Origin of the sequence: Curtobacterium sp. NPDC087082 (assembly GCF_044745045.1) — a bacterium.
GTDB lineage: Bacteria > Actinomycetota > Actinomycetes > Actinomycetales > Microbacteriaceae > Curtobacterium.
Genome location: NZ_JBIUZN010000005.1, coordinates 262,983 through 278,543 on the forward strand (window position 1 = coordinate 262,983; position 15,561 = coordinate 278,543).

At 71.8% G+C, this 15,561-nt stretch carries 12 protein-coding genes; 5 read left to right on the plus strand and 7 right to left on the minus strand.

Translation table 11 applies throughout. The features are described from left to right. The first annotated feature begins 16 nt into the window (after positions 1-16). Positions 17-853, plus strand: coding sequence for an alpha/beta fold hydrolase (locus ACIPEP_RS14820; RefSeq protein WP_071295388.1), 837 nt, complete (start codon positions 17-19; stop codon positions 851-853). 113 nt (positions 854-966) lie between these two features. On the opposite strand, the gene ACIPEP_RS14825 is transcribed toward ACIPEP_RS14820, so the two are convergent. Both ACIPEP_RS14825 and valS read right to left on the minus strand, forming a co-directional pair. Then, positions 967-1,218: a hypothetical protein gene (locus ACIPEP_RS14825; RefSeq protein WP_070416567.1), complete on the minus strand. Its 252-nt coding sequence runs from the start codon at positions 1,216-1,218 to the stop codon at positions 967-969. 65 nt (positions 1,219-1,283) lie between these two features. Next, a complete protein-coding gene (gene valS, locus ACIPEP_RS14830; protein WP_254789347.1) occupies positions 1,284-3,878 on the minus strand; it encodes a valine--tRNA ligase in 2,595 nt (864 codons plus the stop codon). A 274-nt stretch (positions 3,879-4,152) separates the two neighbouring features. On the opposite strand from valS, the gene proP reads away from it, so the two are divergent. Then, positions 4,153-5,733: a glycine betaine/L-proline transporter ProP gene (gene proP, locus ACIPEP_RS14835; protein ID WP_254790819.1), complete on the plus strand. Its 1,581-nt coding sequence runs from the start codon at positions 4,153-4,155 to the stop codon at positions 5,731-5,733. A 207-nt stretch (positions 5,734-5,940) separates the two neighbouring features. Here the strand turns inward: proP and ACIPEP_RS14840 are convergent, their stop codons facing one another. Genes ACIPEP_RS14840 through ACIPEP_RS14855 form a run of 4 tightly spaced genes read right to left on the minus strand, consistent with a single transcriptional unit; the run spans position 5,941 to position 11,151 of the window. Next, a complete protein-coding gene (locus ACIPEP_RS14840) occupies positions 5,941-7,581 on the minus strand; it encodes an ATP-binding cassette domain-containing protein (protein ID WP_402717680.1) in 1,641 nt (546 codons plus the stop codon). Further along, entirely contained in the window at positions 7,578-8,459 is an 882-nt protein-coding gene (locus ACIPEP_RS14845; protein ID WP_402717681.1) for an ABC transporter permease, read from the minus strand. Before ACIPEP_RS14845 ends, ACIPEP_RS14840 begins: the two co-directional genes overlap by 4 nt. Continuing rightward, entirely contained in the window at positions 8,456-9,487 is a 1,032-nt protein-coding gene (locus tag ACIPEP_RS14850; protein ID WP_402717682.1) for an ABC transporter permease, read from the minus strand. The genes ACIPEP_RS14845 and ACIPEP_RS14850 overlap by 4 nt, the downstream gene beginning before the upstream one ends. A 35-nt stretch (positions 9,488-9,522) precedes the next feature. Continuing rightward, the gene (locus ACIPEP_RS14855) at positions 9,523-11,151 is read right to left on the minus strand and encodes an ABC transporter substrate-binding protein (RefSeq protein ID WP_402717683.1); all 1,629 of its coding nucleotides are present in this window, start codon (positions 11,149-11,151) and stop codon (positions 9,523-9,525) included. A gap of 32 nt (positions 11,152-11,183) precedes the next feature. On the opposite strand from ACIPEP_RS14855, the gene ACIPEP_RS14860 reads away from it, so the two are divergent. Together ACIPEP_RS14860 and ACIPEP_RS14865 are read left to right on the plus strand one after the other, a co-directional pair. Continuing rightward, complete coding sequence (locus ACIPEP_RS14860; RefSeq protein WP_402717684.1) at positions 11,184-11,783, plus strand: TetR family transcriptional regulator; 600 nt, start codon at positions 11,184-11,186, stop codon at positions 11,781-11,783. A 26-nt stretch (positions 11,784-11,809) separates the two neighbouring features. Further along, complete coding sequence (locus ACIPEP_RS14865) at positions 11,810-13,306, plus strand: hypothetical protein (protein WP_402717685.1); 1,497 nt, start codon at positions 11,810-11,812, stop codon at positions 13,304-13,306. 27 nt (positions 13,307-13,333) lie between these two features. Here ACIPEP_RS14865 and ACIPEP_RS14870 read toward each other — a convergent pair whose 3' ends face one another. After that, positions 13,334-14,377: a cation diffusion facilitator family transporter gene (locus ACIPEP_RS14870; protein ID WP_071295394.1), complete on the minus strand. Its 1,044-nt coding sequence runs from the start codon at positions 14,375-14,377 to the stop codon at positions 13,334-13,336. Positions 14,378-14,456: 79 nt separating this feature from the next. Between ACIPEP_RS14870 and ACIPEP_RS14875 the strand changes: the two genes are divergently transcribed. Then, the gene (locus ACIPEP_RS14875; RefSeq protein ID WP_402717686.1) at positions 14,457-15,485 is read left to right on the plus strand and encodes an acyltransferase family protein; all 1,029 of its coding nucleotides are present in this window, start codon (positions 14,457-14,459) and stop codon (positions 15,483-15,485) included. The last annotated feature ends 76 nt before the right edge of the window (positions 15,486-15,561 follow it).

Below are 15,561 nucleotides of genomic sequence, written 5' to 3' on the forward strand. Positions count from 1 at the left end.
CAGGGAAGGAACGACCATGGGTGCCATCACCGTCGGGACCGAGAACAGCGTCGACATCGAACTCCACTACGAGGACAAGGGAACCGGCCAGCCGATCGTGCTGATCCACGGCTTCCCGCTCGACGGCAACTCGTGGGAGGGCCAGGTCCCGGCCCTGCTCGACGCCGGCTACCGCGTCATCACGTACGACCGCCGTGGCTTCGGGCAGTCCTCGCAGCCGTCGACCGGGTACGACTACGACACCTTCGCCGACGACCTGCACACGGTCCTGACGACCCTCGACCTGCACGACGTGATCCTCGTCGGCTTCTCGATGGGCACAGGCGAGATCGCCCGGTACATCGGCCGTCACGGCGAGGACCGGATCGCGAAGGTCGCGTTCCTGGCCTCGCTCGAGCCCTTCCTGGCGATCACCGACGACAACCCCGACGGCGCCGGCCCGATGTCGTTCTTCGAGGGCATCGCCGCCGACGTCAAGAAGGACCGGTACGCGTACTTCACGAACTTCTACCAGGACTTCTTCAACCTGTCGGACAACCTCGGCTCCCGCATCTCGGAAGAGGCCGTCCGGAACGCGTGGAACGTCGCTGCCGGGTCGGGTGCCATCGCGTCCGCCGCAGCACCGCTGACGTGGCCGACCGACTTCCGTCAGGACATCCCGAAGGTCACCGTCCCGGCGCTCATCGTGCACGGCACGGCGGACAACATCCTGCCGATCGACGCCACCGGCCGACGCTTCACCAAGGCCCTGCCCGCGGCGGAGTACGTCGAGATCGAGGGCGCCCCGCACGGCCTGCTCACCACGCACACCGCCGAGGTGAACGAGGTGCTCCTGGGGTGGCTCGCGAAGTAGCGCGCGTGCTCGCATCGTGAGCAGCAATGGTCGGGTTCCCCAGCGGGACCCGACCATTTCTGCTCACCAAGCGATGCGCGCGGCGCGCGGGCGCGCGGGCGGCGCGAGCGCCCTCAGTCCTCCTCGGGGGCGTCGTCGGGGTTCGTGACCTGGGCGCGCCCGGCGTCGTCGAGGTGGATCGAGGTGCCGTCGTCGAGCGCGACCATCGGCTTGCCCTCGAGGAAGGTCAGGGTCCAGCCCCACCCTGCCGTGTCGACCGACTCCGACGCGAGCTCGTCCTCGACGCCCCGCACGGCGACGACCATCGCCTCGGGGAGTTGCCCGGGTGCCTCGGCACCCACGTTCCAGCGTCTGCCCAACTGCATCCGTGCCTCCAGTCCGGTGGTGGCCGGGCCGGATCGCACACGCGACCCGGCCCGGACGACCGACGTTACGCCTGCTGTTCCGCCAGCTCGATCTCGGTGACGGCCAGCTCCGCGCCGTCCTCGAACGACAGGTTCTCGATGCGGCCGACGGCCGCCAGGTCGACCGCAGCGCGCTCGATGAGCGCACGCGTCTCGGCCGGGGCCTGCACGACGGCGCGCGTCACGGGCGTCTTCTGGGACGCCTTGGCGGCCGTCTTCGCCCCGCGGATGCCGATGAGCGCCTGACCCACCGCCCCGAGGAGCCCCGTCGGCTCGGCCTGCGTGGGCAGCTCGGCCACGGTCGGCCAGGAGGCGCGGTGCACGCTGGTCTCGTGGGTCCAGGCCCACACTTCCTCCGTCGCGAACGGGAGGAACGGTGCCAGCAGGCGCAGCAGCGCGTCGATCGCGGCGCGGAGCGCGAGGACCGCGCTCGCCTGGGTCTCGTGCGTCGCGTCCGAGGCGGTGCCGTACGCGCGCTCCTTGACGAGCTCGAGGTAGTCGTCGCAGAAGGTCCAGAAGAAGCGCTCGATCACCTCGAGGGCACGGGCGTGGTCGAACGCGTCGAACGCGGTGGTGGCCTGGTCGATGACCGACCCGAGCTCGGCGAGCACGTCGACGTCGAGCGGCTCGGTGACGCTCGTCGCGCCCTCGGGCAGCGGGAAGCCGTAGACGAACTTCGCGGCGTTGAGGACCTTGATCGCCAGACGACGACCGACCTTGATCTGCTTCGGGTTCTGCGGGTCGAACGCCGCGTCGGTGCCGAGCTTCGACGAGGCCGCCCAGTAGCGGACCGCGTCGGCGCCGTGCTGCTCGAGGATGGACAGCGGCGTGACGACGTTGCCCTTCGACTTCGACATCTTCTTGCGGTCGGGGTCCACGATGAAGCCGGAGATCGACGCGTGCTTCCACGGCACGGTGTCCGCTTCGAGCTGGCTGCGGAGCACCGTCGTGAACAGCCACGTGCGGATGATGTCCTGCGCCTGCGGGCGGACGTCGTAGGGGTAGACGAGGTCGTAGAGCGCCGGGTCGGTCTCCCACTTGCCCGCGAGCTGCGGGGTGAGCGACGAGGTGGCCCAGGTGTCCATCACGTCGAGCTCGCCCTGGAACCCGCCGGCGACACCGCGCTGGTCCTCGGTGTAGCCCGGGGCCGGCTCGGACGCCGGGTCGACGGGGAGCTGTGCCTCGGTCGGGACGATCGGCTGGTCGAAGACCGGGTTGCCGTCGGCGTCGAGCGGGTACCAGACCGGCAGCGGCACGCCGAAGAAGCGCTGGCGCGAGATGAGCCAGTCGCCGGAGAGGCCGCCGACCCAGTTGTCGTACCGGACGCGCATGAAGTCCGGGTGGAACGCGATCTCGTCGCCGCGCTGCCGGAGGGTCGCCTTGAGCTGCTCGTCGCGGGCACCGTTCACGATGTACCACTGGCGGGTCGAGACGATCTCGAGCGGCTTGTCGCCCTTCTCGAAGAACTTCACGGGGTGGTTGATCGTCTTCACGTCGCCGATCAGCTCGCCGGACTCGGTCAGGGCGTCCACGACGACCTTCTTCGCCGAGAACACGGTCTTGCCGGCCATCTCGGCGTAGAGCGCCTTGCCGCCGTCGGACTCGATCCAGGCCGGCTCGTCGGAGCGGACGCGGCCGTCGAACCCGATGATCGCGCGGTTCGGCAGCTGGAGCTCGCGCCACCACACGACGTCGGTGGTGTCGCCGAAGGTGCAGACCATCGCGATGCCGGCGCCCTTGTCCTGCTGCGCGAGGTGGTGCGCGAGCACCGGGACCTCGACGTCGAACAGCGGGGAGCGGACCGTCGTGCCGAAGAGGTCCTGGAAGCGCTCGTCGTCCGGGTGCGCGACGAGGGCGACGCACGCGGGGAGCAGCTCGGGGCGGGTGGTCTGGATGACGACGTCGTCGCCGCCGTCCGTGCGGTGGAAGGCGATGCCGTGGTAGGCGCCCGGCATCTCCTTGTCCTCGAGCTCGGCCTGGGCCACGGCGGTGCGGAACGTGACGTCCCAGAGCGTCGGGGCGTCGGCCTGGTAGGCCTCACCACGCTCGAGGTTGCGGAGGAAGGCACGCTGGGCGCTCGCCCGCGAGGTGTCGTCGATCGTCCGGTACGACTGCGTCCAGTCGACGGAGAGGCCGAGCGTGCGGAAGAGGTGCTCGAACTGCTGCTCGTCCTGCACGGTCAGGCGCTCGCACAGCTCGATGAAGTTGCGGCGCGACACCGGGATCTGGTCGGCCGCCTTCGACGACTTGTTGTCCCCGCCCTCGAACGGCGGCACGAAGGTGGCGTCGTAGGGGAGCTGCGGGTCGCAGCGGACGCCGTAGTAGTTCTGCACGCGGCGCTCGGTGGGGAGACCGTTGTCGTCCCAGCCCATCGGGTAGAAGACGTGCTTGCCGCGCATGCGCTCGTACCGGGCCTTGAGGTCGGTGTGCGTGTACGAGAACACGTGCCCGATGTGGAGCGAACCGGAGGCGGTCGGCGGCGGGGTGTCGATCGAGTAGACGTTGCTGCGGTCGCCGGCGGCGTCGCGGTCGAACCGGTAGGTGCCGTCCTGCTCCCAGACCGGGCCCCAGACGTCTTCGAGTCCGTCCACCGTGGGCTTCTCGGGCATGGGCTTCGACATGGCGGGCCTTCCGTTCGGTGCGGTGCTGCGACCGCTGTGTGCGGCACCGAGTCCGTGATGAGGTGCCTGAGTGTGTGCGCGTGCTGCGCAGTCCCACGATCGTAGCGGCTCGCACCGACCCTCCGGTGGCCAATAGCACACGGATCCGGCAGACACGCCGGGCAGCTGATAGTCTGTCGGAGTTTGTCCGGCGGACGCGGGGTTCGCAGGGACTGCAGCGTCGCCGTCCGCCGGGCGCCCGAAGGCAAGACACAGCACTACCGGAGGAACTCACTTGGCACCGAACGAAGCAGGAAACGCACGGGGCGACCGCCCCCTGCGCACCAAGGGCGCCGCGAAGCGCGCACGCCGCAAGCTGACCGAGGACGACGTCACCGTCGTCGAGGAGTCGCTGCTCAAGCGTGCCGTCGCGGCCGCCGCGCTCGGCAACGCCATGGAGTGGTTCGACTTCGGCATCTTCGCCTACCTCACGGTGACGATCTCGAAGGTGTTCCTCCCCGAGGGCGACCCCGCCGCGAACATCGTCGCGACCTTCGGCTTCTTCGCCGCCGCGTTCATCGTGCGCCCCATCGGCGGTGCGGTCTTCGGCCCGATCGGCGACCGGATCGGCCGGCAGAAGGTCCTCGCCCTCACGATGATCCTGATGGCCGCGGGCACGCTCATGATCGGCCTGATCCCGAGCTACAACTCGATCGGCTTCTGGGCGCCCGTGCTGCTGCTGGTGGCGCGGTTCGTGCAGGGCTTCTCGACCGGTGGTGAGTACGGCGGGGCGGCGACGTTCATCGCCGAGTACTCGCCGGACAAGCGCCGCGGGTTCATGGGTTCGTGGCTCGAGTTCGGCACCCTCGCCGGCTACGTGCTCGGCGCATCGATCGTCACGGGCCTGCAGTTCGGCCTCTCCGAGGACGCCCTGCTCAGCTGGGGCTGGCGCATCCCGTTCATCATCGCCGGTCCGCTCGGCCTGATCGGCCTCTACCTGCGCCTCAAGCTGGAGGAGACCCCGGCGTTCCAGAAGCAGCAGGAGCAGGCCGCGGAGCGCGAGGGGCAGAAGACCCCGTTCCTCAAGCTCTTCGCCGAGAACTGGCGCTCGCTGATCATCTGCATCGGTCTGGTCCTCGTGTTCAACGTGACCGACTACATGCTCCTGTCGTACATGCCGACGTACCTCGAGCAGAACCTCGGCCAGAACGCCACGTTCGGCCTGATCCTCATCGTGATCGTGATGATCCTCATGATGGTCGTCATCACGTTCGGCGGTCGCCTGTCCGACAAGTTCGGCCGACGTCCCGTGCTCGCCGCGGGCTGCGTCGGGTTCATCCTGCTGTCGTGGCCGGCGCTCAAGCTGGTGCAGACCGGCACCGGCGTGGGGGTCTTCGCGGGACTCCTGATCCTGGGTGTCGTGCTCGTGACGTTCACCTCGACCATGCCGTCGACCCTGCCGGCGCTCTTCCCGACGATCATCCGCTACGGCGCGCTCGCCATCGCGTTCAACGTGTCGGTGTCGCTCTTCGGTGGGACGACCCCGCTCGCCACCTCGGCGCTCATCAACGCCGCGAAGGACGCCGGCTACGGCTGGGCCGAGGACATCCCGGCGTTCTACCTGATGCTGGCCGCCCTGATCGGGCTCGTCGCCGTCTACTTCACCAAGGAGACGGCCGCGACGCCGCTGATGGGGTCCGGCCCCACGGTGGCGCACGAGGACGAGATCGCCGGCGTCATCAAGGACTACAACGACCCGGAGTCCGAGCTGGCGCAGTCCGACTGGGCGAAGGACTTCTCGACGAGCGAGATCCCGATCATCTCGGGCGACGTGCCGTCGTCCGGTGACGGTTCGAAGGAGCCCGCGGGCTCGTAGCCGTCGGCTGCCAGGAGGCACGGTGCGCGTCCGTCTCGGACGTCGCGCCGTGCCTCCGCTCGTCCGGGCGCGGTGCGCGACACGGTGCGCGGCGCGGCCCTGCGCCGAGACTCGGCTGGCCGGACGTTCCTCGGGCCTCCGACCCGCGAAAGTGTCCGCCGGGCCGAGTCTCGGCGACCTCAGGCGCGCCGCGCGCCGCGCGCCGCGCTACGCTGCGCCGGCCGCGGGCCGCGGGCCCGCGGCCAGCCGCTCGGCGGCCCGCAGCAAGCGCGCGGTCACGGCGTGCGTCGGGCGGTCGAACACCGTCGCGGCGGGGCCGTGCTCGACGACCCGGCCCTCGTGCACGACCAGCACGTCGTCGGCCATCCGCCGGACGGCCCGGAGATCGTGCGACACGAAGACCATCGCCACGCCCGTGCTGTCCCGGAGCCCCTCGAGGAGTGTCAGCACCGCGTCCTGCACCGTGGCGTCGAGTGCCGTGACCGGTTCGTCGAGCACGATGACCTCGGGCGACGTCGCGAGTGCGCGGGCGATCGCGAGGCGCTGCCGTTGCCCGCCGGACAGCGTCAGCGGCGAGCGCCGGCGGAGTGCCGAGTCGAGCCCCACCTGGTCGAGCGCTGCGTCGATGCGGGGACCGAGCGCACCACGGGCCGACCGCTCGGCGCCGCCGGTGAACGCGTCCGCGAGGACCCGCTCCACGTTCCACCGCTCGTCGAACGTCGCCCCGGGGTCCTGCACCACCGCGGACACCCGGTGCCGCATGGGCCGGCGGGTGCGTTCGTCGAGCGGGACCCACGGCGACGAGTCGAGCGTGACCGTGCCGGCGTCGGGGAGCTCGAGGCCGAGGAGCATCCTCGCGAGCGTGGTCTTGCCGGACCCCGACGCACCGATCACCCCGAGGACGCGCCCGCGCTCGAGCCCGAACGACACGTCGCGCACGGCGGGCACGCCGTCGAACGCCCGCGCGAGCCCCTCGGCCGCGAGCACCACGCCCGCACCGTGCGAGGCTCCGCGCTCCGTGCGGGGCTCCGACCCCCGCACCGTGTCCGGCACCTCGCACACTGCAGACCCGCCGGGCCCCGCGCCCGCACCCGCGGCCCGCACCAGCGCCCGCGTCGCCTCGTGCTGGGGCGCCGCGAACACCGACGCCACCGGCCCCTGCTCCACCACGCGTCCCTCGTGCACGACGACCACCCGGTCCGCCCACCCCGCGACGAGCCCGAGGTCGTGCGTGATGACGAGCAGCCCGGCGCCGCGCGACTGGGCCGCACGCAGCTGCTCCATCACGGTGACCGCGACCCCGGCGTCGAGCGCCGTCGTCGGTTCGTCGGCGACCACGAGCGCCGGCGACCCGACCGTGGCCGCGGCGATGAGGGCGCGCTGGCGCATCCCGCCGGACAGGGTGCCCGCGAGCCGGCCGTCCGTGGCGAGCGCCGGGTCGAGGCCGACCGCGGTGAGGGCGTCCCGAACGGCCCCCACCCGCTGCGCCGCCGTCATGTCCGTGTGCAGCCGGAGGGCGTCCGCGACCTCACGCCCGACGGGACGCAGCGGGTCCAGGGCGCCCAGGGCCTCCTGGCCGACGTAGCCGACCCGCGAGCCGCGCACGCTCCGCCACCTGCGGTCCGAGAACGCCCGGACGTCGAGCCCGGCCACGGTCAGCCGGTCGACCCGGACCGAGGAACCGGGCGCCGACAGGCCGAGCGCCGCCCGTGCGGTGACGGTCTTGCCGGAGCCGGAGGCGCCGACGAGCGCGACGCACTCGCCGGCATCGACGTGCAGCGCGACGTCCTGCACGACCACTGCCCCGCCGATGCTGACGGTCAGCCCCTGCACGTCGAGCACGGTCATCGGATCGCTCCTGTTCGTCGGATCGCCCGGCCGAGCACGGTCACCGCGGTCGCCAGGACCACGATCGCGAGGCCGGGGAAGGTGCTCATCCACGGGGCCGTCAGCAGGTACGTGCGACCGTCGGCCAGCATCGCGCCCCACTCGGGCGCGGGCGGCGGGGTGCCGACGCCGAGGTAGCTCAGCGCCGAGGCCCACACGATCGCCTGCCCGACGCCGAGCGTCCCGACCGCCACGACCGGCCAGAGCGCCGCGGGGAGCACGTGCCGCACGGTGATCACGGCGGGGGAGCGGCCCATCAGCACGGCGGTCTCGACCACCTGCGAGCGGCGCGCCCGGAGCACGAGCCCGCGGACGATCCGGGCGTACCCGGGCGCCGTGGCGAACCCGACCGCGAGCATCGCCGGGACGGGCCCGGGGCCGGTCACCGCGATGACGACGAGCGCCACGAGGAGCAGGGGGAGCGCGAACGCGACCTCGGTCAGTCGGCCGACGACCCCGTCGACGACGCGTCCGCCGAGTCCCGCGACCACGCCGAGCACGACCCCGACCCCGCCGCCGACGAGCGTCGCGACCACACCGACCACGAGCGACGCCCGGGTCCCGGCGACGACCCGGGCGAGGACGTCCCGCCCGGACTCGTCGGTGCCGAACGGACTCGACCACGACGGCGCCTGGAGCGCCTGCGCCGGGTGCACGGCGAGCGGGTCGCCACCGCCGAGCAGCGCCGGCCACACCACTGCGACCACGGCCAGCGCCACGACGGCGGCAGCGGTCCATCCGGCCGGGCCGAGCGTCCCCCCACGGACTCGCTCGGACCGTCCGGCGGACGCGTCACCCTGGGCACCGGCCTGGAGGCGCGGTTCGGCGATCCCGCTCACCGTGCGCCCGCCCCGTGCCAGGTGACGCGCGGAGCGCGACGCCGGGTCGCCCCCGCCCCGGCCGTCCCGCCGGCACGCGGGTCCACCACACGCTCGACGAGGTCCGCGACGGCGAGCACGACCACGTACGCGGCGGCCGACACCAGCGCGATGCCCGCGACGAGCGGCATGTCCCGCTGCGTCACCGCGGTCACGAGTGCGCGCCCGATGCCCGGGAGCGCGAACACCGACTCGACGACGACCGCACCGGACACGAGCGAACCGAACGCCCACGCGGACAGGGCGATCCCCGGGAGTGCGGCGTGCCGGAGCAGGTGCCGGCCGAACAGTCCCGCGCGGGTCTCGCCACGACTGCGGGCCGCGAGTGCGAAGGCCGACCGCTGGGCGTCGACCACGCCGTCCCGGACGGTCTCGGCGAGGTACCCGGCGACCGGCACGGCCACCGTGACGACCGGCAGCACCCAGCCCCGGGCCGAGCCGTCGCTGACCGCCGGCACCCAGCCGAGGGCGCTGGCGAACACCACGATGAGGACGCTGCCGAGCCAGAAGTGCGGGGTGACGCTCGCGGTGACGCTCAGGGCGCTCGTGAGTCCCGCGGCGAACCGGCCGCGCTGCGTCGACCACCACGCGGCGACGATCGCGAGCACCCAGGCGACGACGAGCCCGAGAACGGCCAGGGTCAGCGTGACCGGGAGCTGCTGCCCGAGGAGCGTCGACACCGGCGTCCGGAACGCGTACGAGTCACCGAGGTGCCCGGTCGCCAGACGCCCGAGGAACACCGCGTACTGCACGAGCACCGGCCGGTCGAGGCCGTACTCCTGCCGGACCTGCGCGACCGCCTCGGCCGAGGCCTGGGAGCCCGGTCCGCCGAGGATCGCGAGCGCCGGGTCGCCCGGGATGAGCCGGATCGCGACGAACACGATCGTGGCGACCGCCCAGAGCACCCCGACGCCGCCGGCCAGGCGGCGCAGTCCCCACAGGGTCCACGCCGACCACGCGGCGGGCGTGCCTCGACGTCCGCGACGCAATCCGTGCCTCCTGTCCGACGATCGCGAGGTCGCGATCAGCGGTCGATCCAGGCCGTGCCGAACCACGGCGTCGACACCGCGGTGGTCTGCACGCCGTGCACGCTCGACCGCAGCAGGAAGTGGTTCTGCTGGTCGTAGAGCGGGAGGACGGTGCCGCTGGACAGGATGATCTCCTGCGCCTGCTCGTAGAGGTCGCCGCGCTCGGACGTGTCCGAGGTCTGCGCTGCCTGCTGGAGCAGGTCGTCGAGCTCAAGGTCGTCGAGCTGGGCGAGGTTCGCGAAGTACCCGGACGGTGCCGGCGTGATGCTGGCGGAGTCGTACAGGATGCGGAGGACGTCCGCGCCCACCTTCGTGTAGGGCGCGCTGACGACGTCGTACTCGTTCGCCGCGAGGGCCGCGTACCAGCTGGAGAGGTCGAGCTCCTGCAGCACGACCTTGAAGCCGACGGCCTTCTCGGAGGCCTGGATCTGCTGGAACAGGCTGCGCTCGGCGGGGACGGACTGGTTCGTCGACACCGGGAACGTGACGGTCAGCTGCTCACCGTCCTTCTCGCGGATGCCGTCGCTGCCCACCTTCCAGCCGGCGTCGTCGAGGAGTCGCTTCGCCTTCGTCGGTGAGTACTCGAACAGGCTCTTGTCGGAGTACCCGTACGGCTCGACGCTGGAGAGCACCGAGTACGAGCGCTTCGCCGTCCCGAGGAAGAGCGACCGGATGCCGGGGTCGATCTCGGCGCCGGCGATGAAGGCCTTGCGGACGGCCTCGTCGCGGAAGACCCCGTGGCCGGAGTTCAGCTCGAGGCGGTTCGACGCACCGGGGCGCGGAGCGTCGAGGTCGCGGATGGACCCCTTCGACGAGGCCGCCTTGAGCTGGTCGGGCTGGGCGTTGTCGATGACGTCGACCTGGCCGGACTGCAGCGCCGCGTACCGCGAGGTCGAGTCGGGCAGGAAGCGCCACGTGATGCCGTCGAGGCGGGGCTCCGTGCTCCCGCGGAGCAGCGTGTAGTCGGCGTTCTTGCGGAGCGTCACCCGGTCGCCGTGCTTCCAGCCGGTGACCTCGAACGGGCCGGTGCCGACCGGCGACTCGCAGTTCACCGCCTGCGAGCGCTCCAGCGCCTTCGGGGACTCCATGCCGACCCACGGCTGCGAGAACGACTCGAGCAGCGCGCTGTCCGGCCGGCTCAGCGTCAGGGTGACCGTGTGGTCGTCGGTGGCCGTCGCCTTCGTGATCGACTGCAGCGCGAGGTACCCCGTGCTCGACGCGGTCGCCGGGTCCTGCACGTGCTCGATGTTCGCCACGACCGCGGCGGCGTCGAAGGGCGTGCCGTCGGTGAAGGTCACGTCGTCGCGCAGCGTGAAGGTGAGCGTCCTGCCGTCGTCGCTCGTCGTCCACGACTTCGCCAGCGCGGGGACGGGCTTGCCGTCGTCGAGCGCGGTGAGCTCCTCGATGTACTGGGTGGACAGGAGCGCCTGCGGGTAGTTGCCGCCGACGTGCGGGTCGAGGCAGGTCGGTTCGGCGTCGCCCGAGGCGTACGTGAGCGTGCCGCCGTCGACCGGTGTGCTGTTCGACGTCGCGGTGCCGCCACCGGTGCAGCCGGCGAGCACGAGGAGGAGTGCGGCGGCGCCGCCGACCACTGCGGTGGTTTTCTGTACTGAGTCCAAGATCATGGCTGGACGAGTCTAGCGGTTTACTGGGGCCCATGGACGAACCGATGCGCCGCGGTGGCCGCCCCCGACGCTCGAGCGCCGAGGTGCTCGCCGACGCCGCGGCCGAGCTGTTCCTCGAACAGGGCTACGGCCGGACCACGGTCGACCAGATCGCCGCGCGGGCCGGGGTCAGCCGCGCGACGTTCTTCAATTACTTCACGGCGAAGTCCGACGTGCTCTGGCTCGACCTCGACGCCGCGGTCGCGACGCTCCCGGCGTGCCTCGCCGCCTCGACCGAGGACTCCGCGGTGCGGGCCGTCGAGGCCGCGCTGCTCGCCACCGCCCGCGCCCACGACCCCGACCGGGTCCCCTGGGCGATCGCACAGGCCGAGGTGATGGGCATCGGTGCCGAGCTCGTGGCGAGCGTCGCGGCACGGGTGACGGCCCAGCACGCGGCGGTGGCGGCCTTCGTCGCCCGCCGGACGGGGGAGCACCCGGCGGCGCTCTGGCCCCAGACGGTGTCCGGCGCCATGCTCGGGGCGGCCGCAGCGGCCTTCGGCGTCTGGGTCTCGGACGGGGTCGGGCGCCGACCGCTCGTCGAGTACGTCGGGGCGGCGCTCACCCCGGTCGCAGCGGGTCTCGACTCCCACTGAGGTCCGGCCCAATAGGCTCTCTCCCCATGACCCGCGCGCGATGGACACGAACCGCGGTCTTCGCCGTGGTCGCCCTCGCGGGGGTGTTCGTCGCGTACTGGCACATCGGCCGACAGAGCACCTACGTCGACGAGTTCACCTACACGCGGGCCGGGTGGGACTACGTGCACGGGGTGCTCTCCTCGAACCTGCAGCACCCGCCGACCGGCAAGTACCTGTTCGGCGTCGCGCAGCTCGTGTTCGGCGAGGGCGTGCTCGGGCCCCGTCTCGTCGCCGCGACGGCCTCGTTCGGCACCGGCATCGTCCTGTTCGCCTGGCTCCGGCGTCCGATCGGGTACTGGGGCGCCGTGCTCGCCGCCGGGCTCTGGTGGCTCACGCCGCGTGCCGACTCGCCGACGTGGGCGGACGTCGCGTCCGGCACGGCCGCACGGATCGACCGGCTCGCCCTCCTCGAACCGCTGATGACCTTCTTCGCCGTGGCGGCGCTCGCCGCGGCCTGGCAGTGGGCGACCCGACCCCGACGCCCCGCCGACCGGACCACGGCCTGGGACGGCTGGTGGTGGATGGCGCTCGCCGGTGCCCTGCTGGCGCTGTCGGTCACGTCGAAGGTCACCACCACCGTCCTCGTGCTCGCGCTGGTCGCGGTCCCGCTGCTGTTCCGGCGCTGGTCCGGGCTGCTGACCGGGGGCGTCGCGGCCGCCGCGGCGTTCGCCGTGGTGTTCGTCGTCGCGTACGTGCCCGTCGGCGGGGTCCGGGCGATCACCTTCATGATCGAGTTCCAGGGCAAGCACGACACCCGCGGGCACATCATCTCGGTCCTCGGGAAGACGTACATGATCGCGCCGTGGTGGACGAACTTCGTGCGGGTCGTCGAGGGGGTCGGGTGGCCGACGGTCGTCGTGCTCCTGGTCGGGGTGGCCGCGGCGTTCGCGATCCGCCCGGACCGGCTCGTCGCGCTCCTCGGGATCGCGCTCGGGATCCTCGTCGTCTTCTACTCGACGGCCAACGTCGCACTGCCGCACTACTACCAGGCGTGGATGCCCTGGATCATCGCGCTCGCCGCCGTCGGGTACACCCGGCTCGCCCGGCTGCGGCCGCCGCTCACGACCGTGGTGGCGCTCCTCGCTGTCGTGGTGACGATCGTCCCCGCGTTCGTCGTGGTGCGGACCGTCGCCGAGACCCGCACCACCGGGTTCGCCCGGCTCGAGGGTGTCCTCGAGGACCGCGGGGTGCCGGACGACGTCCGCGTCCTCGTGTCGGGATCGGCGCAGCAGTCGTTCGCGGTGTTCATCGGCCGCCGTGGCGCGACCCAGGGGGTGACGCACGGGGACTACGGCGTGCTCGTCGCCGGGATCGACCCGCGGTTCCCGATGGACGACGACCTGCGGGCCCTGCTGCGGGAGCACCCGGAGCGGTTCGAGGAGTTCCGGCTCGACGCGCTGCGGGTGTGGGTCGTGCGGGACGGCCTGGTGATCGAGCGGCGGGGGGACACCGCGGCCCTGGTGCCCACCGACCGCGGCTGACCCGACCGCGCGGCAGCCGCGTGCGGCTCAGTCGGTCCGGAGCGTGCCGGCCCCGCCCGCGGCGACGTCCTCGGCCGTCCCGTCCCGCACCACCTCGGGCACATCGTCGCCCGTCGGCACGAGCGACTCGTCGCCGGGGTAGCTCAGGGTGAGCACGGCCTCCTCGATGTACTGGCTCTCCTCGAGGGACTTCTCGACGTCGCGCAACCGCACCGCCACGTGCTCCTCGTTCTCGTTGCCGGTCAGGTCGACCGCGGCGACGAGGTAGACCCGCGAGGGCCCGACGAACTCGAGGTGCAGGTAGGTGACGCGCTCGATCTGCGACCGCCCGAGCAGCTCGACGAGCACCGCGTTCTCCAGCTCCGGGGACGTGCTCTCCCCGAGCAGGAACCGGCGGTTGCGGTCGATCAGGACGATCGCGACGACCCCGAGCAGGATGCCGATCGCGATCGAGCCGACGGCGTCGAAGACCGCGAGGCCGGTGACCTGGTGGAGGAACACCCCGAGGAACGCGACCACGAGGCCGATGAGCGCCGCGGCGTCCTCGGCGAAGACGGCGCGGAGGGTCGGGTTCGACGACTGCAGGACGTGCCGGAGCACCGGCACCCGCCGCTTCGTCGCCGCGCCGTGCGCCTGCCGGTACGCCTGGAGGAAGCTCGTGCCCTCGAGGCAGAACGACAGCCCGAGGACGATGTAGTTCAGCAGCACGTCCTCGGCCGGCCCGGTGTCCCCGAGCTCGGTGATGCCGTGGTAGATCGAGACGATGGCGCCGGCGGTGAAGAGGCCGAACGCGGCGAACATCGACCAGATGTACGTCTCACGGCCGTAGCCGAGCGGATGCGCGGTGTCGCGCTTCCTCGAGCCACGCCGTTCGGCGACGAGCAGGAAGATCTCGTTGCCGGTGTCGGCCCACGAGTGCGCGGCCTCGGCGACCATGGACGCCGATCCGGAGATCAGGGAGGCGATCGTCTTGGCGATCGCGACGAGCAGGTTCGCGCCGAACGCGATGACGACGGTGAGCAGGGAATCGGGACGCTCCTGCTGCGCGGGGGCAGCATCTGACGAGGGCATCGCTCCAGCATGCTCCCGTCCCGCGGCGTGCGTGCCGCCGAGCACAGATCGATATACTGATATCTGTTATGCTGATTGCATGACCTCTCCACGTCTGCTCTGGATCGACCTCGCCAAGGGGGCGACCGTCACCTCGGTGCTCGTGATGCACTCGTTCGCCTTCGCGATCACCCTGACGGGCACGTCGAGTCCCGCGGCGGAGAAGGTGCTCTGGTTGCTCGAGCTCATGAACATGCCCGTGATGTTCCTGCTGGCCGGTCTCCTCTCCGCCGGGGCCCTCGAACACCGTCCCGGACGCTTCGTCACCACCCGCCTGCGCGGTGTGGTCTGGCCGCTCGTGATCTGGTTCGGTCTGTCGGTCGTGCTCGACACGACCCTCGGGGGCGAGAACGCCCTCAACCAGAGCCCCGACCCGGCACAGAGCGCCTTCTGGTTCCTGGTGGTGCTCGCCGGCGTCAGTGGGCTCGCCGTCCTCGTTCGCCGACTCCCTGCGACCCCGGTCGCGGTGGTCGCGGTCGTCGTCGCGATGCTGCTCGGCGCGGTCGACGGGCCTCGACACCTGTTCACGGACTTCGGGACGCCGGTCGCGATCCGCTACGGCTTCGCGGCGTGCTACTTCGTCGGGATCGCGATCGCCCGGTCGGAGCGGTGGTCGATCGGATCGGTGGCGACCTTCCGCACCGCGGGGCTCGCATGCAGTGGCCTCGTGGCGTTCATCGCCGTGCTGTTCGTGGCGGGCGTTCCGGGGCGCTTGATCTCGGAGAGCATCGCGACGGTTCCGACGATGTTGGCACTCTCGGTCGCGCAACTCGCCGTCTTCGCCGTGCTGCCCCGGATCCGGGTGCTCGAATGGCTCGGCGAGCACTCGATCGTCGTCTACGTCATGCACGTCGTGGTCTTCCAGCACATCGTGGGCGGACTCGTCGGCGCGGGGCTCTCGCCGTGGACGGCCGCCACGATCGCGGTGGTCGTCATGATGGTGCTCGTCGTCGTGACGTCCTGGCTGCGTGAGCGACAGCCTGCCATCGCGGCCCTGTTCACCTTCCCGGATCGTGCGCGACGGTCGACGCCGGAGCACGCCACCCGCGCGGTTGCTCCCGTCCGCTAAACTCGTGCACACAGGCGTCGATCCGGCCATCACCGGGGAGCCTCCGGAAGAACCCGGCCGTCAGCACCATCGACCG